19 protein-coding genes and 1 tRNA gene are annotated in these 22,564 nt (G+C 69.1%); 15 read left to right on the forward strand and 5 right to left on the reverse strand.

Translation table 11 applies throughout. The features are described 5' to 3' along the window. Positions 1-426: 426 nt before the first annotated feature. Entirely contained in the window at positions 427-2,304 is a 1,878-nt protein-coding gene (locus ITP53_RS39760; RefSeq protein WP_195900635.1) for an ABC-F family ATP-binding cassette domain-containing protein, read from the forward strand. Positions 2,305-2,461: 157 nt separating this feature from the next. Here ITP53_RS39760 and ITP53_RS39765 read toward each other — a convergent pair whose 3' ends face one another. Next, positions 2,462-2,965 carry a MarR family winged helix-turn-helix transcriptional regulator gene (locus ITP53_RS39765; protein ID WP_195900636.1) on the reverse strand — a complete coding sequence of 168 codons (504 nt, stop codon included), beginning with the start codon at positions 2,963-2,965 and terminating at the stop codon, positions 2,462-2,464. 57 nt (positions 2,966-3,022) lie between these two features. Here ITP53_RS39765 and ITP53_RS39770 point away from each other — a divergent pair, with 57 nt between their 5' ends. From ITP53_RS39770 to ITP53_RS39780, 3 genes are read left to right on the forward strand one after another with little or no spacing between them, the layout of a single operon-like run. Next, positions 3,023-3,793 carry a trans-aconitate 2-methyltransferase gene (locus ITP53_RS39770; protein ID WP_195900637.1) on the forward strand — a complete coding sequence of 257 codons (771 nt, stop codon included), beginning with the start codon at positions 3,023-3,025 and terminating at the stop codon, positions 3,791-3,793. Further along, on the forward strand, positions 3,790-4,137 hold the full coding sequence (locus ITP53_RS39775) for a VOC family protein (RefSeq protein ID WP_195900638.1): 348 nt from the start codon (positions 3,790-3,792) through the stop codon (positions 4,135-4,137). Before ITP53_RS39770 ends, ITP53_RS39775 begins: the two co-directional genes overlap by 4 nt. Before the next feature lie 52 nt (positions 4,138-4,189). Continuing rightward, positions 4,190-5,668 (forward strand): CYTH and CHAD domain-containing protein, encoded by a 1,479-nt coding sequence (locus ITP53_RS39780; RefSeq protein ID WP_195900639.1) that lies wholly within the window; start codon positions 4,190-4,192, stop codon positions 5,666-5,668. 33 nt (positions 5,669-5,701) lie between these two features. Here the strand turns inward: ITP53_RS39780 and ITP53_RS39785 are convergent, their stop codons facing one another. The 4 genes from ITP53_RS39785 to ITP53_RS39800 all read right to left on the reverse strand — a co-directional run bounded on the left by ITP53_RS39785 (position 5,702) and on the right by ITP53_RS39800 (position 10,590). Beyond that, positions 5,702-6,532 (reverse strand): NUDIX hydrolase, encoded by an 831-nt coding sequence (locus ITP53_RS39785; RefSeq protein WP_236051658.1) that lies wholly within the window; start codon positions 6,530-6,532, stop codon positions 5,702-5,704. Next, a complete protein-coding gene (locus ITP53_RS39790; RefSeq protein ID WP_195900640.1) occupies positions 6,525-8,585 on the reverse strand; it encodes an RNA degradosome polyphosphate kinase in 2,061 nt (686 codons plus the stop codon). The genes ITP53_RS39785 and ITP53_RS39790 overlap by 8 nt, the downstream gene beginning before the upstream one ends. A gap of 120 nt (positions 8,586-8,705) precedes the next feature. After that, entirely contained in the window at positions 8,706-9,608 is a 903-nt protein-coding gene (locus ITP53_RS39795) for a TetR/AcrR family transcriptional regulator (RefSeq protein ID WP_236051659.1), read from the reverse strand. 43 nt (positions 9,609-9,651) lie between these two features. Beyond that, positions 9,652-10,590, reverse strand: a complete 939-nt coding sequence (locus ITP53_RS39800; RefSeq protein ID WP_195900641.1) for an acyl-CoA desaturase — start codon at positions 10,588-10,590, stop codon at positions 9,652-9,654. A gap of 302 nt (positions 10,591-10,892) precedes the next feature. Here ITP53_RS39800 and ITP53_RS39805 point away from each other — a divergent pair. The 11 genes from ITP53_RS39805 to ITP53_RS39855 all read left to right on the forward strand — a co-directional run bounded on the left by ITP53_RS39805 (position 10,893) and on the right by ITP53_RS39855 (position 21,971). Continuing rightward, positions 10,893-10,964, forward strand: a tRNA-Gln gene (locus tag ITP53_RS39805). Positions 10,965-11,147: 183 nt separating this feature from the next. Then, on the forward strand, positions 11,148-12,596 hold the full coding sequence (gene glmU, locus ITP53_RS39810) for a bifunctional UDP-N-acetylglucosamine diphosphorylase/glucosamine-1-phosphate N-acetyltransferase GlmU (RefSeq protein ID WP_195900642.1): 1,449 nt from the start codon (positions 11,148-11,150) through the stop codon (positions 12,594-12,596). Beyond that, complete coding sequence (locus tag ITP53_RS39815) at positions 12,593-13,570, forward strand: ribose-phosphate diphosphokinase (protein WP_195900643.1); 978 nt, start codon at positions 12,593-12,595, stop codon at positions 13,568-13,570. The genes glmU and ITP53_RS39815 overlap by 4 nt, the downstream gene beginning before the upstream one ends. A 131-nt stretch (positions 13,571-13,701) precedes the next feature. Next, positions 13,702-14,319 carry a 50S ribosomal protein L25/general stress protein Ctc gene (locus tag ITP53_RS39820; protein WP_195900644.1) on the forward strand — a complete coding sequence of 206 codons (618 nt, stop codon included), beginning with the start codon at positions 13,702-13,704 and terminating at the stop codon, positions 14,317-14,319. A 57-nt stretch (positions 14,320-14,376) separates the two neighbouring features. Further along, the gene (gene pth / locus ITP53_RS39825) at positions 14,377-14,961 is read left to right on the forward strand and encodes an aminoacyl-tRNA hydrolase (protein ID WP_195900645.1); all 585 of its coding nucleotides are present in this window, start codon (positions 14,377-14,379) and stop codon (positions 14,959-14,961) included. Positions 14,962-15,069: 108 nt separating this feature from the next. Then, the gene (locus ITP53_RS39830) at positions 15,070-16,509 is read left to right on the forward strand and encodes a sugar transferase (protein WP_195900651.1); all 1,440 of its coding nucleotides are present in this window, start codon (positions 15,070-15,072) and stop codon (positions 16,507-16,509) included. Beyond that, on the forward strand, positions 16,509-17,498 hold the full coding sequence (locus ITP53_RS58370; protein WP_195900646.1) for an inositol monophosphatase family protein: 990 nt from the start codon (positions 16,509-16,511) through the stop codon (positions 17,496-17,498). The genes ITP53_RS39830 and ITP53_RS58370 overlap by 1 nt, the downstream gene beginning before the upstream one ends. Positions 17,499-17,516: 18 nt before the next feature. Further along, positions 17,517-18,431 carry a sulfate adenylyltransferase subunit CysD gene (cysD, locus tag ITP53_RS39840; RefSeq protein ID WP_195900647.1) on the forward strand — a complete coding sequence of 305 codons (915 nt, stop codon included), beginning with the start codon at positions 17,517-17,519 and terminating at the stop codon, positions 18,429-18,431. Between the two features lie 48 nt (positions 18,432-18,479). After that, complete coding sequence (gene cysN / locus ITP53_RS39845; RefSeq protein ID WP_195900652.1) at positions 18,480-19,763, forward strand: sulfate adenylyltransferase subunit CysN; 1,284 nt, start codon at positions 18,480-18,482, stop codon at positions 19,761-19,763. 91 nt (positions 19,764-19,854) lie between these two features. Then, positions 19,855-20,754, forward strand: a complete 900-nt coding sequence (locus ITP53_RS39850) for a sulfotransferase (protein WP_195900648.1) — start codon at positions 19,855-19,857, stop codon at positions 20,752-20,754. Continuing rightward, entirely contained in the window at positions 20,751-21,971 is a 1,221-nt protein-coding gene (locus ITP53_RS39855) for a glycosyltransferase (protein ID WP_328817269.1), read from the forward strand. The genes ITP53_RS39850 and ITP53_RS39855 overlap by 4 nt, the downstream gene beginning before the upstream one ends. Positions 21,972-22,564 lie beyond the last annotated feature (593 nt).

Below are 22,564 nucleotides of genomic sequence, written 5' to 3' on the forward strand. Positions count from 1 at the left end.
CACCCGACCACCTCCAGATCGTTCGCCCGTCTCCGGACCGGCCGCCCACCTCGGAGTGGCCGTGGTTGGTGACCTCCGGATCGGCCGGGATTCGTGGCCTTCGGATCGGCCGGGATTCGTGGCCTTCGGATCGACCGGTCGCCTCCGGATCGGCCGGGATTCGTGGCCTTCGGATCGACCGGTCGCCTCCGGATCGGCCGGGATTCGTGACCTCCGGATCGACCGGTCGCCTCCGGGCCGGCCGCGATTCGTGACCTCCGGATTGGCCGGCGGCCTCCGGGCCGGCCGTGCTTGGTGACCTCCGAATTGCGGCCGCCTTGGGACGGCCGCGGTTGTGCAGAGGCGCATCCTCCTCGCTCAGAGGTGAGGGCGCTCAGAGGCGAGGGCGGATGGGAGGCAGGCGGGAGCCGATACTCTGGGGAGGTCATGAATCTGGTCAATCTTGAGTCGGTTTCCCATGCCTACGGTCCCAAGCCGCTCCTCAGCGACCTCTCCCTGGGTGTCGAGGCCGGGGAGCGCATCGGCGTGGTCGGGCGTAACGGGGGCGGGAAGACGACGCTGCTGCACGTCATCGCGGGAGACGTACGCCCCGACAGCGGCAGGGTCACCCACAACAGGGGCCTGCGGGTGGGGTTCCTGTCGCAGCAGGGCACGCTCGATCCCACCGCCACCGTGCGCGAGATCGTCCTCGGCGGGCTGGCCGAGCACGAGTGGGCCGGAGACCAGCGGGTTCGCGAGATCCTGACGAACCTGATCGGCGACCTCGACCTCGACGCCAAGGCCGCCGATCTCTCGGGTGGCGAGCGCAGGCGTACGGGGCTGGCCCAGCTGCTCATCGACGACCACGACCTGATCATGCTGGACGAGCCCACGAACCACCTCGACATCGAGGCCATCGCGTGGCTGGCAGGACACCTGGCCACCAGGAAGAGCGCGCTGGTGGTCGTGACGCACGACCGATGGTTCCTCGACGCGGTCTCCACCCGCACGTGGGAGGTCGTGGACGGCCGCGTCGAGCGCTACGAGGGGGGCTATGCGGCTTACGTCCTGGCCAAGGCCGAGCGGGCACGCATCGCGCAGGCCGCCGAAGAGCGCCGCCAGAATCTCATGCGCAAGGAGATCGCCTGGCTGCGCCGCGGCCCGCCCGCCCGTACGTCGAAGCCGAAGTTCCGCATCGATGCCGCCCAGGCACTGATCGCGAACGAGCCCCCACCGCGCGAGACGGTCGAGCTGATGCGGTTCGCCGCGGCCCGGCTCGGCAAGACCGTCTACGACCTGGAGGACGTCACGCTGCACGCCGGCGGGCCGGGCAGCGGGCCGCTGGTTCTCGATCACTGCACGTGGCAGTTCGGTCCCGGCGACCGGGTCGGTTTGATCGGGGTCAACGGTTCCGGCAAGTCGTCGGTGCTGCGCTTGCTCGCCGACACGGTGAAGCCGGAATCGGGGCGGATGGTCAGGGGCAAGACCGTACGCGTCGCGCACCTGTCCCAGGAGCTCGGCGAGGTCGACCCGGCGCGGCGGGTGCTGGAGTCGGTAGAGGAAGTACGCAAGTACCTCAAGCTCGGCAAGAAGGAGTGGACCGCCTCCCAGCTGCTCGAACGCCTGGGGTTCAAGGGCGAGGCGCAGTGGAAGGTCGTCGGTGATCTGTCGGGCGGTGAGCGGCGACGGCTGCAACTGCTCAGGCTCCTCATGGACGACCCGAACGTCCTCCTGCTCGACGAGCCCACCAACGATCTCGACATCGAGACCCTCAACGAGCTCGAAGACCTGCTGGACGGCTGGCCGGGCACGCTGATCCTGGTGAGCCACGACCGTTACTTCCTGGAGCGGGTGACCGACCGGAGCGTGGCGCTGCTGGGCGACGGCAGGCTCTCGCTGCTTCCCGGCGGGGTGGACGAATACCTCGAACGCCGCACGGCGGGCACGGCGGTGACGGCCCGCCTCGCCACCGCCGACGCGCCCACCACACGCATCGGCACCGCCACGACCTCCCGCCCGGCGACCGCGGCAGCGGCCCCAACCGGCGAAACGGTGCCGGGCGAATCAGCGGCGGGTGCGTCCGAACAATCGACAATCGGCTTGTCAGCCAAGGAAGAACGCGAGCTCCGCAAGGAGCTCAACCGCCTCGAACGCCAACTGGACAAGCTGAGCGGCCAGGAGGCCCGCCTCCACGCCGCCATGGCGGAAGCGGCCAGCGACTACGCCAAACTGGGCTCCCTCGACGCCCAGCTACGCGACATCATCACCCAGAAGGACACCATCGAAGCCGAATGGCTCGAAGCCGCCGACCGCCTGGGCGACTAGTTGGGGGTCGTTGGGTAGAAGGTGCCCGACTCGGCGAAGAAGCCGGCCAAGGATGCGCTCGTAACGGCGAGAACCCTGTGAGCTCTCACAACCGGCGCTTGACGGAGGGAAACCAACGTCGGCGAGTCCGGTCAACTTGGCCCGCCGTAAAGAAAAATCAAGACGAGTCAAAGGGGGCAAGCAGGCTCCGGAGGAGGGAAGAGAGAGCGACGCGCTGGTCGGGCGCTAGACCGGAGAGGAGTTCGTGTTCGCGGCGGAGCAGGTCGGAGAAGGCGGCGTCGACTCGTGACAGGCCCGTCTCGGTCAGGGACACCAGCACCCCGCGCCGATCCTCGGGATCGGGCCGCCGCCGCACCAGTCCCGTGGCGGCGAGGCGGTCGATGCGGTTGGTCATGGTCCCCGACGTGACCAGCGTGGCCCGCAGCAGCGCGCCGGGGCTGAGCTCGTAAGGCTTGCCGGCCCGCCGCAGCGCCGTCAGCACGTCGAACTCCCACGGCTCCAGAGCGTGCTCCGCGAACGCCGCCCGCCTCGCTCGGTCGAGATGCTTGGCCAATCGTGACACCCTGGAGAGCACCTGGAGCGGCTCGACGTCGAGGTCTGGGCGTTCCACTCGCCAGGCCGCGACGAGGCGGTCGACCTCGTCTCTAGCATCCTCCGTCATGACACAAGAGTGTACTGTCTTGACATCGAGATATCTCTCTCGATATCAATAATCTCTATGTCGAGAGATATCTGGGACCCGATGACCTACGCCATCTTCGCCGACGAGCGGTCACGGCCGTTCGTCGAGCTGATCTCCAGGGTGGGGGCGGTTGATCCCGATTATGTCGTGGACGCCGGCTGCGGCAGCGGCGAGCTCACCGTCGCGCTGGGTGATCGCTGGCCCGACGCGACCGTGGAAGGCTTCGACTCGTCGGCCGCCATGATCGTCAAGGCGCGCCGGCTGGACACCCCCATCAAGTTCGCCGTCGCGGACGTGACCACCTGGCGGCCCGACCGGCCGATGGACGTGATCGTGTCCAACGCCGTCCTGCAGTGGGTACCGGACCACCGCGCCGTGCTCGAGCACTGGATGGAGAACCTCGCGCCGGGCGGCTGGCTGGCCTTCCAGGTGCCGGGGAACTTCGACGCGCCCAGCCACGTCGCGATCCGCGAGCTGTGCGCCTCCCGCGCCTGGTCCGACCGGCTGGCCGACCTGATCAGGAAAGACCCGGTCGGCGACCCCCTGGAGTACGTCGACCTGCTCAACGACGGCGGCGGCCAGGCGGACGCCTGGGAGACCACGTACGTGCACGTGCTCCAGGGCGAGGACCCGGTGCTCAACTGGGTCTCAGGCACCGCCCTGCGCCCCATGCTCGACCGGCTCGACCCCGAGGAGCAGCGGCGGTTCAAGCAGGACCTGGGCAAGCTGCTGGCCGAGGCGTACCCGGCCAGGATCTATGGCACGCCGTTCCCGTTCCGGCGGATCTTCGTGGTGGCGCAGAGATGATCAAGTCGCTGCACCACGTGCAGCTCGCCGCACCGGAGGGCAGCGAGCCCCTGCTGAGGGAGTTCTACGAGGGCGTGCTCGGCCTGCGCGAGGTGCCCAAGCCGCCCGAGCTCGCCAAGCGCGGCGGCGTGTGGTTCCGTGGCGAGGGCGTGGAGATCCACCTCGGCATCGAGGCAGGCTTCACGCCCGCGCGCAAGGCTCACCCGGCGTTCCTGGTCGACGACCTCGACCTGTACGCCGCCAAGCTCCCGGGCGCGGTGCCCGACGACCTCTTCCCCGGCTACCGTCGCATCTACGTCGCCGACCCGGTGGGCAACAGAATCGAACTCCTACAGGCCGTGTGATGTTCACCTGCCGGTGGCATGATTGTCCGAAATCGGACTCTTGCGAGGTGTAGTGGGCATCGAGATCGAGGACAAGTTCGACGTTTCCCAGGACTACGAGATTCCCGATCTGAGCGGTCTGGCCGACGTCGTGGGCCCGAAGAGCTACCAGCTCGTGGCGCTCTACTATGACACGCCCGATCTGAGGCTGGCCGCCCGAGGCGTCACGCTCAGGCGACGACGTGGCGGCGACGACGCCGGCTGGCACCTGAAGCTGCCCAAGGCCAAGGGCGTGCGCCAGGAGATCACCCACCCGCTCACCCGCAGCACCAAGGTCGTGCCCCCGGAGCTGGCCGAGCTCGTCCGCGCCCACGCCCGCGGCGCCGAACTCCAGGTGGTCGCCGAACTCGTCACCCGAAGGACCGTCACCGTCCTGCGCGACGGCGACACGGGGCTCGTGGAGATCGCCGACGACCGGGTCAAGGGCACCGTCCACGGTCCCGAGCCCAAGATCGTACGGTGGCGCGAGGTCGAGGCGGAGCTGCTCGACGAGTCCAGGACGGCGCTGCTGGCCAAGGTCGGCAAGCGGCTCAAGAAGGCCGGCGCCACCCCTTCCGCGGCGGCCAGCAAGCTCGCCAAACTGCTCGAACCCACACCGCTCCCCAAGGCCCCCACCGAACCGGGCAGCGCCGGAGAGATCATCGTCAACTACCTGGCGAGCCAGGTGACCGCCCTCCTCGCGCAGGACCCGAGGGTACGCCGGGCCGAGCACGACGCCGTACACCAGATGCGCGTGGCCTCCCGCAGGCTGCGCAGCGCGCTGAAGGCGTTCAGGACCGTGGTCGTCGACACCGAGGAGGTCCAGGAGGAGCTGCGGTGGCTCGGCATGGTGCTGGGTGAGGCCCGCGACCTCGAGGTGATCAGAGCCAGGTTCGGCGATGCGCTCGCCACCCTCGCCCCCGAGCTGGTCACCGGCCCCATCCAGACGAGGCTCGGCGCGGATCTCCTCGAACGCGAGCAGGAGGCGTACGAGCGGATCAAGGAGACGCTCAGCGGCGATCGGTACTACGCCCTCCTCAACGCGCTCGACGACCTCGTCTCCACCCCGAACCTGGGCAAGGCGGCGGCCAAGCCGGCGGAGGAGCGGCTCACCGCGATCGCCGCCGCGAACTGGGACAGGGTGACCAGGGCGTACGACACCGCCCAGGCCATCGACGACCTGGAACGCCGCGAGATCGCCATGCACGACGTGCGCAAGGCGGCCAAACGCGCCCGTTACACCGCCGAAGCGCTGCGACCGACCCTCGGCAGGAACATGGCCCGGCTGGCCCGGCTGGCCGCGGACATCCAGGAAGTGCTGGGCACGCACCAGGACGGGGTGGTCGCGCAGGAGAGGCTGGCGAAGGAGGCGGAGAGCGCCCGTCAGGCGGGCGAGGACACGTTCACGTACGGGCTGCTCATCGGGATCGAGCGCAACACGGCCGAGCGGGCGCACGCCGACTTCCCCAGGGTCTGGGCGGAAACCCTCGTATCTGTGCGGAAGGTGCTCTGAGGTAGTAGCGGTCAGGTGCTCTGAGGTAGCCGGTCAGGTGGTGTAGCGCTCGACGCTCACCACGCGCCCGTCCAGCCTGTGGAGCACGGCGAACGCGCCCTTGCGCAGGTGCACGTCCTTGCCGCTCAACGCGTGGATCAGCGCGGGCAGGACCTTGCCGTGGCTGCACACGGCCGCGGCCACGGTCAGGTCCCCGACGAGGACGGGCGTCTTGTGCGGGTCCTGGCTCTCCTCGCTGAGCAGCGGCTCGACCTTGATCCCGCCCCCGTACGGCACCAGCGTCTCCACGCACCGCGCGCTCGGCGAGCTCATCAGCACCTCGGGCCGGTACGCGGGCAGCGCCGTCGCCAGCCGCGCCGCCTGGGAGGCGCCCTCGGGATCCAGCGGGCGCAGCGCGTCCTCGCCGGCCCACTCGTTCCTGGCGCCCGCAGAGCCGTGCCGTACGAGGACGAGCGGCACGCTCTCCAGCGGCGCCACCGCCAGCGCCCGCAGCAGCCCCGCGTCCCACTCGTACGTCAGCCGCGCCCTGGCCTCCTCCGCCGGCAGCCAGAACAGCTCGTCCACCTCCTCGCCGGGCACGAACCCGTCGTCGGCGACCATCCGCCCCGCCCAGTAGTCGACCCGCTTGAGCCGCCCCCTGCTGAAGTAGTGGACGGGCGGCAGGGCGCGGCCCAGCCGGACGGTCATGCCGGTCTCCTCGTGGACCTCGCGCAGCGCGCCGGCGATCACGTGCTCCCCGGTCTTCAGCTTGCCCTTGGGGAAGGTCCAGTCGTCGTAGGCGGGGCGGTGGATGACGGCGACCTCCGGGCGGCTCTCCTCGCCCCTCCAGACCACGGCTCCGGCGGCGCGGAGCAGGTCAGTCATCAACGGTCCTCCAGCGGCGGGTGCCGATGAGACGGCTCTGTGAGTCCTCGCCCTGATGGCGGGCCCAGGTGCCGTCGGAGTTGAGCCACCACGCGTTCGTGGTCTCGGCCATGGCCAGATCCATCAGCTCGATGAGATAGGCCCTGTGCTGCTGCGCCGTCACCTTGACCAGGGCTTCGACGCGGCGATCGAGGTTCCTGCGCATCAGGTCGGCGCTGCCGATCCACACCTCAGGCCGCCGCCCCAGGCCGAACTCGTAGACCCGGGAGTGCTCCAGAAACCGCCCCAGAACCGACCTTACGCGGATATTTTCCGACAAATTTGGGATCCCGGGGCGGAGGGTGCAGATCCCGCGGACCCACACGTCGACCGGCACACCGGCCCTGGACGCCCGGTAGAGCGCGTCGATGATCGGCTCGTCCACCAGCGAGTTCGTCTTGATCCGGATCCGCGCAGGCCGTCCCGCCTGCTGGTGCGCGATCTCCCGCTCGATCCTGGCCAGCAGGCCGCTGCGCATGGAGTGCGGGGCGACGAGCAGCCGGCGGTAGGCGGAGTGGTGGGAGTAGCCGGTGAGGTGGATGAACAGGTCCGTCACATCCTCGCCGACCAGCGGGTCCGCCGTGAGCAGGCCGAAGTCCTCGTACTGGCGGGCGGTCTTGGGGTTGTAGTTGCCTGTGCCGATGTGGCAGTAGCGGCGCAGCTCGCCTGAGGACTCCTGGCGGACCACCAGGGCGAGCTTGCAGTGCGTCTTCAGGCCGACCACGCCGTAGACGACGTGGCAGCCGGCCTTCTCCAGCTTGCGGGCCCAGGAGATGTTCGCGTGCTCGTCGAAGCGGGCCTTGATCTCCACGACCACCACGACCTGCTTGCCCGCCTCGGCCGCGTCGATCAGTGCGTTCACGATGGGGGACTCGCCGCTGGTCCTGTAGAGGGTCTGCTTGATCGCCAGGACCCTGGGGTCGGCCGCGGCCACCTCGATGAAGTGCTGCACGCTGGTGGCGAACGAGTCGTACGGATGGTGCAGCAGCACGTCGCGCTCGCGCAGGGTCGCGAAGATGTCGTCCTCGGCGTTGATCACCTCGGCGGGCACGAACGGCCGGTAGCTCAGCTCGCCGCGTTCGAGGTCGGCGATGGCGTGCAGGCCGGTCAGGTCGAGCGGTCCGGGCAGGCGGTAGATCTCGTGCGGCGCCAGCTCCAGCTCCTCCACGAGCGGGGCCAGCACCTCGGGCGTGATCGTGTCCTCGACCTCCAGCCGGACGGGCGGGCCGAAGCGCCTCTTGAGCAGCTCCTTCTCCAGGGCCTGCATGAGGTTCTCTGTGACGTCCTCGTCCACGTCGAGATCCTCGTTCCTGGTGACGCGGAAGACGTGGTGCTGGAGGATCTCCATGCCCTTGAAGAGCTGTCCCAGATGTGCCGCAATAACGTCCTCTAGCGGGACGAATCGGTCCTTAGATGCGGGTACGAACCTGGGCAACTGCGAAGGAACCTTGACCCTCGCGAAAACCGTGTGATCGGTGGCCGGATTGCGCACCAGGACGGCCAAATTCAGGCTGAGCCCGGAAATATACGGAAATGGGTGTGCGGGGTCCACGGCGAGCGGGGTCAGCACCGGCCTGATGCGCTCCCTGAACAGCTTGCGCAGCTCCGTACGCTCCTCGCGGCCCAGGTCGTCCCAGCGGGCGATCTCGATGCCCTCGGTCGCGAGCTGCGGGCAGATCCGTTCGTGGAAGGCCGCCGCGTGCCGCCTGGCCAGCTCGTTCGCGATCGTGGCGATCCTGGCCAGCTCCTCGCGCGGCTTCAGCCCGCTCTTGGTCCGCAGCAGCAGGCCCGTCGCCATGCGCCGCTTGAGCCCGGCCACGCGTACGCGGAAGAACTCGTCGAGGTTGCTCGCGAAGATCGCCAGAAAACGTACGCGTTCGAGGAGGGGAAGTGACGGATCCTCGGCCAGTTCGAGCACCCGCTCGTTGAAGGAGAGCCAGCTTTCCTCACGGTTGAGGAACCGCTCCTGAGGCAAGGGCAGGTCGTTGGCGGGATGCAACGGTTCCGCGGACATATGACCTATATTGCCCCGATTGGTTGAACAGAACGTTAACGTAGCCGCAACGGCTCACCCCGGATGGTCAGCTCGGCTCAACCCCATCGTCACCCCTGGTGGCCTGCGGGTTCAACTCCACTACTCGGGGTGGTCGACCTGTTCCAGCCGGGCGGCCCGCTCCGCCAGCCTGGCCTCGCGCTGGCGGATCTTCTCCTCGCGCTCGCGCGCCTTCTCCGCCTCCTTGAGCAGCCGCTCGCGCTCCTTCAGCTCCCGCACCCGGGCCTTCTCCGCCTCCTTCAACTCCCGCTGGCGGATCTTCTCGGCCTCTTTGAGCTCCTTCTCGCGCACCTTCTCGAACTCGCGCAGCTCCTTCTCACCGGCGCGCGGCTTGACCGGGGCGGCATGGTTTCGGGTGGTGGCGGTGATCTCCGGGTTGGGGTTGAGCCCGGTCAAACCGTTCCACGCGAGGTTGACCAGGTGGGCGGCCACCTCCTCGCGGCCGGGCTTGCGTACGTCGAGCCACCACTGGCCGGTCAGCGCCACCATGCCGACCAGCATCTGGGCGTACATGGGCGCGAGCTTGGGGTCGTAGCCGCGCGCGGCGAACTCGTCGGCCAGCACGTCCTCGACCTGGCTGGCGATCTCGCTGATCAGGCTCGCGAACGTGCCGGTCCCCGACGCGGCGTGCGAGTCGCGTACGAGGATGCGGAAACCCTCGCTGCTCTCCTCGATGTACTGCAGCAGGGCCAGCGCGGCCCGCTCCAGCTTGATGAGCGAGTGCGAGGCCGAGAGGGCCTCGGTGATCATGCCGAGCAGCTTCCGCATCTCGCGGTCGACCACGACCGCGTAGACGCCTTCCTTGCCGCCGAAATGTTCGTACACCACGGGTTTCGACACCTGTGCGGTAGCTGCGATCTCCTCGATAGAGGTCCCGTCGAACCCCTTCTCGGCGAAGAGCGTGCGGCTGATGCGGATCAGCTGCTCTCTTCGCTCGCTACCGGACATGCGCCTGCGAGATCGGGGTTCGGTCACGGTCTCCATAATGACGGCCACGGATCCATGGCCGTCTACCGGCCGATGGTCATCAGGCAATGCGCTTCGCCGCCAGGCGTTCGGGCGTCGGCCATCGGACGTCGTGGACCCAGCCCAGCTTCTCGAAGATGCGGATGAGGCCGGCGCTCAGGTCGATCTGGCCCTTGAGCACGCCGTGCCTGGCGCAGGTCGGGTCGGAGTGGTGCAGGTTGTGCCACGACTCGCCGAAGGACGGGATGGCCAGCCACGAAACGTTGCGCGACTTGTCGCGTACCTGGAAGTCCTCCTCGCCGAAGACGTGGCAGATGGAGTTGATCGACCAGGTCACGTGGTGCAGCAGCCCGATGCGGACGAGCGTCCCCCAGAAGAACGCGGTCAGCGCCCCCTGCCAGGACCAGGTGAACAGCAGGCCCAGCACGGCGGGCAGCAGCAGTGAGGTGAGCGCGAGCGCGCCGAACCACTTGTGCAGCTTGACGACGTCCTCGTCCTTGCACAGGTCAGGGGCGTACTTCTCCCTGTTGGTCCGCTCGCTCTCGAACAGCCAGCCCATGTGGGCGTAGAGCAGGCCCTTGGACATGGACTTGAAGCCGGGGCCGAAGCGCCACGGCGAGTGCGGGTCGCCCTCCTTGTCGGAGAACTTGTGGTGCTTGCGGTGGGTGGCGACCCAGTCGAGCACGGACATCTCCAGCGACAGGCTGCCGGCGATGCCCATGGCGATCTTCAGCGCCCGCTTGGCCTTGAACGAGCCGTGCGTGAAGTAGCGGTGCAGCCCGACGGTGACGCCGAGCCCGGAGACCACGTAGAAGACGAACGCGATCGCGATGTCCGTCCAGCCGAGGCCCCATCCCCAGGCCAGCGGCACCGCAGCGGCGATCGCGACGAGGGGGAGTCCGACGACCAGGCTGAAGATGATCAGCTCGGCCCTGGACCTGGGCTCGGGTTCGTGCTCGGGCTTCGGGGTAGGTGCGGAGCGTTCGGCGACAACGGTCATTGGCGACCTCCTACGACAGGTATGAGGATGAATGTCCGGCTACGCAACCGTAACCTACGCCAGCGTAAGTAAGGAAGACCTAAGCTGTGAATGTGGGAGAGGTCACGCGCCGTCGCCGAAGGTGGGTGGGGTTCGTATCTTGCGGCTTTATGGGCCGTCTGTTATAAGCGGCCGTGCCTCGCGCACCCCGTGCCACCTGCGGAGTTCGCTCCCGCGCGGGAGGCGCGGTGTAATTACGGGCGCGCGGGCGGGTGCGGGCTCGGTATCGTATGAGATGTGTCGGACGCCACGTGTCCGATCTATCCCGGATCGTCTAATCGGCAGGACAAGTGGTTTTGGTCCACTTTGTAGGGGTTCGAGTCCTCTTCCGGGAGCTTTGACGTGCTCCTCCCGCTTCGCCCGGGAGCTTCGACGTGTCCTCCAGCGGCTCCCCCCGCGCGAATGTTCGGGGTGGGGCCAGGTATCCTCACGGTGTCGGGAGGGTAGCGGTGCGGTAGACGTACTAATCAACACGTACCAATCACCCTGATCCGTCCAGTCACAGGGAGCCTCAGTCCGTGAGTGTGCCGCGCCCGGCAGCCGTCATCGTCCTCGCCGCCGGCGAGGGCACCCGGATGAAGAGCCAGACCCCGAAAGTCCTGCACGAGTTGTGCGGCCGCACGCTGGTCGACCACATGCTCGCCGCCTCCCGCGACCTCGGTCCCGGGCAGCTCATCGTCGTCATCGGTCACGCGCTCGAGCGGGTCCGCGGCCACCTGGCCGTCACCAGCCCCGACGCGCGCGCCGTCGTGCAACGAGAGCAGCGCGGCACCGGCCACGCCGTCCGCACCGTGCTCGAGGAGGTCGGCACGATCGCCGGCACGGTGCTGGTGACGTACGGCGACGTGCCGCTCATGCGCACCCAGACCCTCGCCACGCTGCTCGAACAGCACGCCTCCGACGGCAACGCGGTCACCGTGCTGACCGCCGAGGTGCCCGACCCGACCGGCTACGGGCGGATCATCCGCGACGAGACCGGCGACGTGCTGGAGATCGTCGAGGAGAAGGACGCCGACGCCGGGCAGCGCGCCATCAAGGAGATGAACTCCGGCATCTACGCCTTCGACGGCCTGCTGCTGGCCGACGCCGTCAAGCGTGTGTCCAGCGACAACGTCCAGGGCGAGGAATACCTCACCGACGTGCTGGCCATCCTGCGCGGCGACGGCCACCGGGTCGGCGCCTGCGTGGCCGGTGACTTCGTCGAGGTCGAGGGCGTCAACGACCGCGTCCAACTGGCCGCCGCGCGCCGGGTGCTCAACCAGCGCCTGCTCGAAGCGCACATGCGCGCCGGCGTCACGATCGTCGACCCCACGAGCACCTGGATCGACGTGGGCGTAAGGATCGGCCCCGACACCGTCATCCACCCCGGCACGCAGTTGCACGGTGACACCGTCATCGAGGCCGGCGCCGAGGTGGGACCCGCCACCACGCTCACCGACACCTTCGTCGGCGAGGGTGCGATCGTCCGCAACTCCGTCTGCGACCACGCCGAGATCGGCCCGGAGGCCAACGTCGGCCCCTACGCCTACCTGCGCCCAGGCACCGTGCTCGGCCGCAGGTCCAAGGCGGGGACGTTCGTCGAGATGAAGAACACCAAGGTCGGTGAGCGTTCCAAGGTGCCGCACCTGTCCTACGCCGGGGACGCCACGATCGGCGACGACGCCAACATCGGCGCCTCCACAGTCTTCGTCAACTACGACGGGGTCAACAAGCACCACACCACCGTGCGCGACGGCGCGTTCGTCGGGTGCGACACCATGCTCGTCGCTCCCGTGACCGTCGGCGACGGTGCCTACACGGCCGCGGGTTCGACGATCGTCGACGATGTTCCCCCGGGCGCGATGGGTGTGGCAAGAGCGCGGCAGCGCAACATCGAGAAATGGGTCTTGCGCAGGCGCGCGGGCACGAAGTCGGCCGCGGCCGCCGAGCGGGCGCTGGCCGAGCAAGAGCAGGAGAAAAAGCAGTGACCAGCATCAAACAGCCCGGCGAGAAGAACCTCATGCTCTTCTCCGGCCGTGCCCATCCGGAGCTGGCCGACGAGGTGGCCGAGCACGTCGGCGTCTCCCTCACCCCCACCAAACTGATCGACTTCGCCAACGGCGAGATCTACGCCCGCTATCTGGAGTCCGTACGCGGCTGCGACGCGTTCGTGATCCAGAGCCACACCGGCCCCATCAACAAGTGGATCATGGAACAGCTCATCATGGTCGACGCGCTCAAGCGGGCCTCCGCCAAGCGCATCACCGTGGTCATGCCGTTCTTCGGCTACGCCCGCCAGGACAAGAAGGGCCGCGGCCGCGAGCCGATCACGGCCAGGCTCATGGCCGACATGTTCAAGACCGCGGGCGCCGACCGGCTCATGTCGATCGACCTGCACACCTCACAGATCCAGGGCTTCTTCGACGGCCCGGTGGACCACCTGTTCGCCATGCCGGTGCTGGAGAGCTACCTCAAGAACAAACTCGACCTGGAGAACACCACCGTCGTCTCGCCCGACACCGGCCGCGTGCGGTTGTCGGAGCGCTGGGCCGACACCCTCGGCACGCCGCTGGCGTTCATCCACAAGCGCCGCGACCTCGACGTGGCCAACCAGGTGAAGGTCAGCGAGGTGGTCGGACGCGTACGCGGCCGCACCTGCGTCCTGATCGACGACATGATCGACACCGCGGGCACGATCTGCAAGGCCGCCGACGCCCTCTACGAGCAGGGCGCCACCGACGTCATCACCGCCGCCACCCACGCCGTCTTCTCCGACCCCGCGGTCGACCGGCTGAAGAACTCCCGGATCTCCGAGGTCATCGTCACCAACACGCTGCCGTTGTCGCAGGCGGGCAGGTTCGACAAGCTGACCGTGCTGTCGATCGCGCCGCTGATCGCCCGCGCCATCACCGAGGTCTTCCAGGACGGCTCGGTCACGAGCCTGTTCGAGGGCGACACGTGAACGCGTCAGCTGGACGGCCGAAGGCCGAGTAGCTAGTAAACTGACGGGGTTGCGCTCGTAACGCCTTCCGCTAGGGCGGGTGAGGGTGAGCGCTCAACGATCCGATTCCCACAGCATCCCTAGGAGATGTCGTGTCCGAGGTACGTATCGCCGCCGAGTCGCGCACCGCGTTCGGCAAGGGCGCCGCTCGTAAGATCCGCCGCGCCGACAAGGTCCCCGCCGTCCTCTACGGGCACGGCACCGACACCAAGCACCTGACCCTGCCCGGTCACGAGGTGCTGCTCGCGCTGCGCACGCCCAACGTGCTGATCCGCCTCGAGGGCGACGGCATCGACGAGCTGGCCCTGCCCAAGGGCGTGCAGCGCGACCCGATCAAGGGCTTCGTCGAGCACGTCGACCTGCTCCTGGTCAGGCGCGGCGAGAAGGTCACCGTCGAGATCCCGGTCACCACCGTCGGTGACGTCCACTCCGACGGCCTGCTCGACCAGCAGCTCGTCTCCGTCGCCGTGGAGGCCGAGGCCACCAACATCCCGACCGGCGTCGAGGTCGACGTCGACGGCCTGGTGATCGGCACCTCGGTCACCGCCGCGCAGCTCCCGCTCCCGGAGGGCGCCAGCCTGGTCGCCGACCCCGAGACCGTCGTCCTCCACGTCATCGCCAAGCCGGTCGAGGCTCCCGCGGAGGAGGAAGAGGCCGTCGAGGGCGTGGTCGCCGAGGCGCCCGCCGCTGAGGCCCCAGCCGCCGAGTAACGCGTCATCCAGGGCACGGGGCGGCGCCGCCGCCCCGTGCCGCCGCGAGGGGATCACATGGACCGCTGGCTCATCGCCGGACTGGGCAACCCGGGGCCCGAATACGCGGGCAACAGGCACAACGCGGGCTTCATGGTGCTCGACGAGCTCGCCGCGAGGGCGGGCGGCCGGTTCAAGGCTCACAAGAGCCGGGCCGAGGTCTGCGAGACCCGTGAGGCCATCCTGGCCAAGCCGCTGACGTACATGAATCTCTCCGGCGGTCCGGTCAAGGCGCTCGCCGACTTCTACAAGATCGGGACCGAGCGGCTGATCGTCGTCCACGACGAGCTCGACGTGCCCTACGGCGCGCTGCGGGCCAAGCTGGGCGGCGGCGACAACGGCCACAACGGGCTCAAGTCCATCACCAAGGTCCTCGGCACCCGCGACTACCTGCGGGTCCGTTTCGGGATCGGGCGCCCGCCCGGCAGGATGGACCCTGCCGCCTTCGTGTTGCGCGACTTCGCCACCATGGAGCGCAAGGACCTGCCGTTCCTCGTCGACCGGGCGGCCGACGTGGTGGAGTCGCTGATGGCCCGCGGCCTGGAGGCCACCCAGAACGACTTCCACCGGGCTGATCTGCACATTTCCGGTCCTCCACGCTGATCCGCGCAAAGGGCCGTTCGCAGGTTCGTCCGCATGCGCGCGGCTACGATCAGTGACTGTCCGTTCAGGAAGGGTCACCTGGAGGCGCGCGTGCGCGGTGAAGGACTCATGGCCGTGGGCAGATCCGGCCATGTGGTCTCCCGTGGGTCCAGGCCGCGCACGCCTTCCTGGGTCCGCTCCTACCGGCTGCGCGCCCTGCTGGCCGATCTCTGCGGTGCGGGGGTCGGCGCCGGCGTGGCGTTCTCCGTCAGGTTCGGCGGGTTCACGCCGTACGCGTTGCCGTACCTTCTGGTCAGTCTGGTTCTGCCGGTGGTGTGGTGTTGCGCGGTGGCGCTCAACCGGGCGTACGAACCGCGCATGATCGGCGTCGGCTCCGAGGAGTTCCGCCGGGTCGTTCAGGCGGGCGTGGCGCTGACCGCGGGCACCGCCATCGGCTCCTACGTGACCAAGACCGACGTCGCCCGCGGCTACGTGGTCCTCGCGCTGCCGCTCGTCACCCTCCTCACCCTGATCTTCAGGTACGCCCTGCGCCGCTCGCTGCACCGGCGCCGGGCGTCCGGCGCCTGCATGCGCAAGGTCGTCGTGGTCGGCCACGCCGCCTCCGTCGCCGAGCTCGTACGACTCTTCCGCGAGGAGCCCCACCACGGCATGGACGTCGTGGCCGCCTGCCTGCCCGGCGGAGCCCCTGGCGAGCACGTCAGCGGGGTGCCGGTCGCCGGTGACCTCAGCGACGTGCCCATCGTGGTCGACCAGGTCGAGGCCGACACCGTGGCCGTGCTGGCCTGCCCCGAGATGGACGGCCAGGCGCTGCGCCGGCTGGCCTGGCGGCTGGAGCGCACCCACACCGAGCTGGTCGTCGCGCCGGCCCTGATGGACGTCGCCGGGCCGCGTACCATGATCAGACCGGCCGCGGGGCTGCCGCTGCTGCACGTGGAGCATCCCGAGCTCACCGGGGTCAGGCAACTGGTCAAGAACATGTTCGACCGGCTGGTCGCGGTCGTGCTGCTGGTGCTGCTCGCGCCCGTGCTCGCGGGGCTGGCGGTCGCCGTACGCGGGAGCAGCCCCGGTCCGGCGCTCTTCAGGCAGACCAGGGTCGGCAGGGACGGCAGGCCGTTCACGATCCTGAAGTTCCGCACCATGCGGCGCGGCTCCGAGCAGCAGAAGATCACCTTGGTGAGCGACAGGGACGGGGTGCTGTTCAAGATCCGGAACGACCCGCGGGTCACGCCGCTGGGCGCGCTGATGCGCCGCCACTCCCTCGATGAGCTGCCGCAACTCCTCAACGTGGTCCTCGGCCACATGTCGCTGGTGGGCCCCCGCCCGCCACTGCCCGAGGAGGTGGCACGCTACGGTGACGACGTGCGCAGAAGACTTCTCGTTCGCCCGGGATTGACCGGGCTGTGGCAGGTCAGCGGCAGATCTGACCTATCGTGGGAGGAGTCTGTCCGTCTAGACCTGCGTTACGTGGAAAACTGGTCCCTCACCTTGGATCTCCAAATCCTTTGGAAGACCTGGTCGGCTGTCGCGCGCGGGCAAGGAGCATATTGATGACGATTCGCGACGACCACACCGTCGCCGCCGATCTGGCGACCGAGGCGGGCGAGAGGCTGCTGCGGATTCGCGAGCGCGTGGGTTTCGCCGACTCGCGGGCGCTGCGAGACGAGGGCGACCGGGCCTCGCACGTCTTCCTCATGGAGTCGCTGGCCCGGCTGCGGCCGAGCGACAGCGTGCTGTCGGAGGAGGCCACCCGCGAGGAGCGGCTCGACCCGCGCAGGCTCAAGGCGTCCCGGGTGTGGATTGTGGATCCCCTGGACGGCACCCGTGAGTTCGCGGAGCGGCGAGCCGGCCCCGGAGGCGGCAGCCTGCGTAACCAAGACGGGGCCGAAGGGAGCGCGACCATAAGCACAGAGCGGCGAGCCGGCCCCGGAGGCGGCAGCCTGCGTAACCAAGACGGGGCCGAAGGGAGTGCGACCATAAGCACAGAGCGGCGAGCCGGCCCCGGAGGCGGCAGCCTGCGTAACCAAGACGGGGCCGAAGGGAGCGCGACCATAAGCGCAGCGGAGGGGCGGGCCGACTGGGCCGTGCACGTGGCCCTGTGGGAGCGCGGGAAGCTGAGCGCGGGCGCGGTGGCGCTGCCCGCCCAGGGCCGCACGCTGACGACCGCCGCCCCGCCGAAGCTGCCCGCGCGCCAGAAGGGGCGCTTCCGCATCGCGGTGAGCCGCACCAGGCCGCCCGAGTTCGTACAGAAGCTCGCCTACCTCGTCGGAGCCGACCTCGTGCCGATCGGCTCGGCCGGGGCGAAGATCTCGGCGGTGCTCACCGGCGAGGTCGAGGCGTACGTCCACGCCGGCGGCCAGTACGAATGGGACTCCGCGGCGCCGGTCGCGGTCGCGCAGGCCGCCGGCGCCCACGCGAGCCGGATCGACGGCACCGCGCTGACCTACAACCAGGCTGACCCGTCGCTACCGGATATCCTGGTTTCCCTACCGGAGCTGGCGCCATCACTGCTCGCCGGAATCCGGGACCTGCACCGCTGACCGCCGGAGGAAGCTTCCATGCTCCAGCGCGACTACACGACGTCGCAACTTGACGTACTCGAGGCCGAGGCCATCCACATCATGCGTGAGGTGGCGGCGGAGTTCGAGCGTCCGTGTCTGCTCTTCTCCGGAGGCAAGGACTCCATCGTCATGCTCCGCATCGCGGAGAAGGCGTTCTGGCCCGCGCCGATCCCGTTCCCGCTGATGCACGTGGACACCGGGCACAACTTCGACGAGGTCATCGAGTTCCGCGACCGCCGCTCGACCGAGCTGGGCGCGCGCCTGGTCGTGGCGAGCGTGCAGCTCTCCATCGACCAGGGCCGCGTCGTGGAGGAGACCGGGCGGCGCGCCTCGCGCAACCGCCTGCAGACCACCACGCTGCTCGACGCGATCGAGGAGCACGAGTTCGACGCCGTCTTCGGCGGCGCCAGGCGCGACGAGGAGAAGGCCAGGGCCAAGGAGCGGGTGTTCTCCTTCCGGGACGACTTCGGCCAGTGGGACCCGAAGAACCAGCGCCCCGAGCTCTGGAACCTCTACAACGCGCGCATCCGCAAGGGCGAGCACATCCGTGTCTTCCCGCTGTCCAACTGGACCGAGCTCGACATCTGGGACTACATCCGGCGCGAGGGCATCGAGATCCCCTCGATCTACTTCGCCCACACCCGCAAGGTGTTCGAGCGTGATGGCATGCTGCTGCCCGACTCCGACGTCGTCCAGCGCGGCGACGACGAGCCGCTGTTCGAGGCGGAGGTGCGTTACCGCACCGTGGGCGACATGACCTGCACCGGCGCCGTGCAGTCCACGGCCGCCACGGTCGAGGAGATCATCGAGGAGATCGCCGTCACCCGGATCACCGAGCGCGGGGCCACCAGGGCCGACGACCGCTCATCCGAGGCGGCCATGGAAGACCGCAAAAGGGAAGGTTACTTTTAATGCTGACCGTCCGTACCAGTTGCGGTCCATGGGGGACCGGCTGCGTCTATTTCAAGGGCTACTTCTAAAATGGACATTCTTCGCTTTGCCACGGCGGGAAGCGTCGACGACGGCAAGTCCACCCTCATCGGACGGTTGCTCTTCGACTCCAAGGCCATCTTCGAAGACCAGCTCGAGGCCGTCGAGCGGACCTCGCGCGACCGCGGCACCGAATACACCGACCTGTCGCTGCTGACCGACGGCCTGCGGGCCGAGCGGGAGCAGGGGATCACGATCGATGTGGCGTACCGCTATTTCGCCACGCCCAGGCGCAAGTTCATCATCGCGGACACCCCCGGGCACATCCAGTACACCCGCAACATGGTCACCGGCGCCTCCACGGCGGATCTGGCGATCATCCTCATCGACGCCCGCAAGGGCGTGCTGGAGCAGTCGCGCAGGCACGCGTTCCTGACCTCGCTGCTGCGCGTCCCGCACCTGGTGCTGGCCGTCAACAAGATGGACCTGGTCGACTACTCCCAGGAGCGGTTCGAGGAGATCAGGGAGGAGTTCAGCGCGTTCGCCTCCAAGCTCAACGTCGGTGACCTCACCTTCATCCCGATCTCCGCGCTCAACGGCGACAACGTGGTCTCGCGCTCGGAGAACATGCCCTGGTACCTCGGCACGTCGCTCCTGCACCACCTGGAGAACGTGCACATCGCCTCCGACCGCAACCTCACCGACGTCCGCTTCCCCGTCCAGTACGTCATCCGCCCCCAGCGGGCCAACGACCACGTCTTCCACGACTACCGCGGCTACGCGGGCCAGGTCGCGGGCGGCGTGCTGAAGCCGGGCGACGAGGTGGTGCACCTGCCGTCGGGCCTGACCACCCGGATCGCCTCGATCGACACGTTCGACGGCCCGGTGGAGGAGGCGTTCGCGCCCATGTCGGTGACGCTGCGCTTCGAGGACGACATCGACATCTCGCGCGGCGACATGATCGCCCGGCCCAACAACCAGCCCCACGTGGCGCAGGAGTTGGAGGCGATGGTCTGCTGGATGGCCGACGGGCTCAAGCTGACCCCGCGCACCAAGCTGACGATCAAGCACACCACCCGTACGGCGCGCGCCCTCGTACGCGATCTGCACTACCGGCTCGACGTCAACACCCTGCACCGGGACGAGGAGGCGACCTCGCTCAGCCTCAACGAGATCGGGCGGGTGTCGTTGCGGGTCACGCAGCCGATGTTCGTGGACGACTACGCCCGTAATCGGTTGACCGGCGGCTTCATCCTCGTCGACGAGGCCACGAACGGCACGGTCGGCGCAGGCATGATCATGGAAGCCAGCTGAGCGTAGATCTTTTGGTGATTCCGTGACCGGCTGATTACTCTGCGCGCTAGGGTCGTCGCGTTCCGTGTTCGACGACGCGAAAGTCCCCTACGTGAGTGTTCATGCAACCACCACCCGAGTGATCTATCTGGGTGGTCTCGGCCGCAGCGGCACCACGTTGCTGGAGAGGCTCCTCGGGGAGCTGCCCGGAGTGGTGGCCCTCGGGGAGGTGGTGCATCTCTGGGAGCGGGGAGTGCTCGCGCAGGAGCTCTGCGGGTGCGGCGTCAGCTTTCCCGAGTGCGGTTTCTGGCTGGGGGTGGGGGAGCGGGCGTTCGGCGGATGGACGCCTGCGCTGGCTGAGGAGGTCCTCGCGCTGCGCCGCCGGGTCGATCGGACGCGGCGGATCGTCCGTATCGAGCATCCCGATCTGGCGGCGTACGCGCAGGCGTACCGGCTGCTGTACGAAGCCGTCGCCGCCCCCGTCGTGATCGACTCCAGCAAGCACGCGTCGCTGGCCTGCTGCCTGGTGGCGAGCGGGGTGGACGTACGGATCGTCCAGGTGGTCAGGGACCCGCGCGCCGTCGCCCACTCCTGGAGCCGGGTCGTCGAGCGCCCCGAGAACGGCTCCCCCATGACCCGCTGGGGCCCGGCCCGCACCGCGATCCACTGGACGGCCCAGAACGCCGCGCTGGAGCTGCTCGCCGGTCGCGGGGCACGCGTGACCAGGGTCCGCTACGAGGACCTCGTCGCCGCGCCCGCCCCGACGCTCATGGCGCTGACGGTTCAGCTCGGGTTGTCCGTGCCGTCGCTGCCGTTCGTCGAGGGCAGGACCGCTTGGCTGGGCCCCGCGCACACCGCCTCGGGCAACCCGATGCGGTTCCACGTCGGACGGGTGGAGTTGCGGCGGGACGACGCCTGGGTGCACGGGCTGCCGGAAGCCGACCGGCGGGTGGTGAACGCCCTCACTTGGCCGCTCAGGTCCAAGTACGGCTATCGGAGGGCGGGGGCGTGACGGGCCCGTCGGTGGGCGTGGTGATCCCCACCCGCGGAAACCGCCCGGCCCGGCTCCGCGACGCCGTCCTGGCGGCGCTCGCCCAGGACCACCCTGGCGCGCTGTCCGTGATCGTCGTCGCCGACGCCCCTGCTCCCGCCTACCCGACCGGCCCCGCTCCCGCCTACCCGACCGGCCCCGCTCCTGCCTACCCGACCGGCCCCGTTCCCGCCTCCCCGGTCGGACCGGCGGCGTCGCACGTGGCCGGTCAGGTGGCCGAGCACGTGTCTGGGCAGGTGGGCAGGCACGCGTCGGGTCAGGTCGGTGAGCACGTGCCCGGTCTGGAGGTTCGACAGGGGGCCTCGCACGTGGTTGGACCGATGGTGGGGCAGGTGGCCGGTTCGGTGGCCTCGCACGTGGTTGGGCCGGTGATGGGGCAGGTGGCTGGTTCGGTTGTTGGGCAGGTGGCGCAGCAGGTGGCGGGGCAGGTGGCCGGGGTTGTGGTCGGGCCCCGGCAGTGTGTCCGTGTTCTGCCCAATGTCCGCACCCCCGGCCTGCCTGGTGCCCGCAACACCGGCATCGCGGCCTGCGACACCGACCTCGTCGCCTTCTGCGACGACGATGACGTCTGGTTGCCGGGCAAGCTCACGGCTCAGGTACGCGCGCTGCTGGACGGCGCCGAGTTCGCCAGCTGCGGCATCGAGGTCGAACACGGCCGCCGCCGCGTACCCCGGCTCGCCGGGACCTCCACCGTCACCGTGGACGACCTCGTACGGTCCCGCATGGTGATGGTGCACTCCTCGACGTTCCTGTTCGAACGCGGCCTGTTCTGGGCCGACGAGAGCGCACCCGCCGGCCAGAACGAGGACTGGGACCTCGCACTTCGCGCGGCCAAACGCCGGCCGATCGCGCACGTGGACCGGCCGCTCGTCCGGGTGCGGTGGGGCGGGTCCCACTACGTCGCCTGCTGGGCGGACCGCATTGCCGGGCTCGACTGGATGCTCGCCCGGCATCCCGAACTGGCCGTGGATCCGCGCGGCGCGGCACGGGTCTACGGCCAGCTGGCCTTCAGTCATGCCGCGCTCGGGCATCGGCGCGAGGCCGTCCGCTGGGCCCTGCGCACGTTCGCGGCCCGGCGCGGCGAACCGCGTGCGCCGATCGCGCTGGCGGTGGCGGCGGGCCTCGTCTCCGCGCCCACCGTACTCACCCTGCTCCACAACCGAGGACACGGCATTTGACCCCGCCCCCCAAGACCACCGCCCCTGCCATCCCGGGGGCTGTAACCGGCGTCTCGGGTTACGTCGCCTCAGCCTCCGCGGGTGCTGTAACCGGCGTCTTGGGCTATGTCGCCTCAGCCTCTCCGGGCGCCGTAACCCGCCACTCGGGCTACGTCGCCTCAGCCGCCCCGGGCGCCGTCACACGTCTCCCGGGCTACGCCGCCCCGGCTTCTCCGGGTTCCGTAACCCGCCTTTCGGGTGCTGGAACGTTCCCGGCTGGAGCCGCCCTCCTGCCGGGTGCAGCGGCCATCCTCAGGATCCCTGCTAACGGGATGCCGATCTCGTCGTCTGAGAACGCCATCCCGGTCTCCGGGACGGCTCTCCCCGTAGCCGGGGCCGCGGCTTCGGTCGGTGCGGGAACCGCTGAACACGCTGTCCAGGCCGTCACGGTCCGGCGCGTTGGTGCCGAGGCATCGTTGTCCATGGCGTCTGGAAGCGCCGGTCAAGACCACGTGCTCAGCCCTGCCGCCGGGGCGGCTGGAAGTTCTGTTCAAGACCACGTGCTCAGCCCTGCCGCCGGTTCCTGGTGCACGGGCGCTTCGGTGGGGCAGGCC

The organism is Nonomuraea cypriaca, assembly GCF_015645445.1.
In the GTDB taxonomy this organism is placed as follows: Bacteria; Actinomycetota; Actinomycetes; order Streptosporangiales; family Streptosporangiaceae; genus Nonomuraea; species Nonomuraea cypriaca.

Excerpts from the sequence above, each read along its gene's own strand:
- ITP53_RS39760 (WP_195900635.1), top strand. The coding sequence starts at position 427 with ATGAATCTGGTCAATCTTGAGTCGGTTTCCCATGCCTACGGTCCCAAG.
- ITP53_RS39765 (WP_195900636.1), bottom strand. The coding sequence starts at position 2,965 with ATGACGGAGGATGCTAGAGACGAGGTCGACCGCCTCGTCGCGGCCTGG.
- ITP53_RS39770 (WP_195900637.1), top strand. The coding sequence starts at position 3,023 with ATGTCGAGAGATATCTGGGACCCGATGACCTACGCCATCTTCGCCGAC.
- ITP53_RS39775 (WP_195900638.1), top strand. The coding sequence starts at position 3,790 with ATGATCAAGTCGCTGCACCACGTGCAGCTCGCCGCACCGGAGGGCAGC.
- ITP53_RS39785 (WP_236051658.1), bottom strand. The coding sequence starts at position 6,532 with ATGACTGACCTGCTCCGCGCCGCCGGAGCCGTGGTCTGGAGGGGCGAG.
- ITP53_RS39790 (WP_195900640.1), bottom strand. The coding sequence starts at position 8,585 with ATGTCCGCGGAACCGTTGCATCCCGCCAACGACCTGCCCTTGCCTCAG.
- ITP53_RS39795 (WP_236051659.1), bottom strand. The coding sequence starts at position 9,608 with ATGGAGACCGTGACCGAACCCCGATCTCGCAGGCGCATGTCCGGTAGC.
- ITP53_RS39800 (WP_195900641.1), bottom strand. The coding sequence starts at position 10,590 with ATGACCGTTGTCGCCGAACGCTCCGCACCTACCCCGAAGCCCGAGCAC.
- pth (WP_195900645.1), top strand. The coding sequence starts at position 14,377 with ATGGACCGCTGGCTCATCGCCGGACTGGGCAACCCGGGGCCCGAATAC.
- ITP53_RS39830 (WP_195900651.1), top strand. The coding sequence starts at position 15,070 with ATGGCCGTGGGCAGATCCGGCCATGTGGTCTCCCGTGGGTCCAGGCCG.
- ITP53_RS58370 (WP_195900646.1), top strand. The coding sequence starts at position 16,509 with ATGACGATTCGCGACGACCACACCGTCGCCGCCGATCTGGCGACCGAG.
- cysD (WP_195900647.1), top strand. The coding sequence starts at position 17,517 with ATGCTCCAGCGCGACTACACGACGTCGCAACTTGACGTACTCGAGGCC.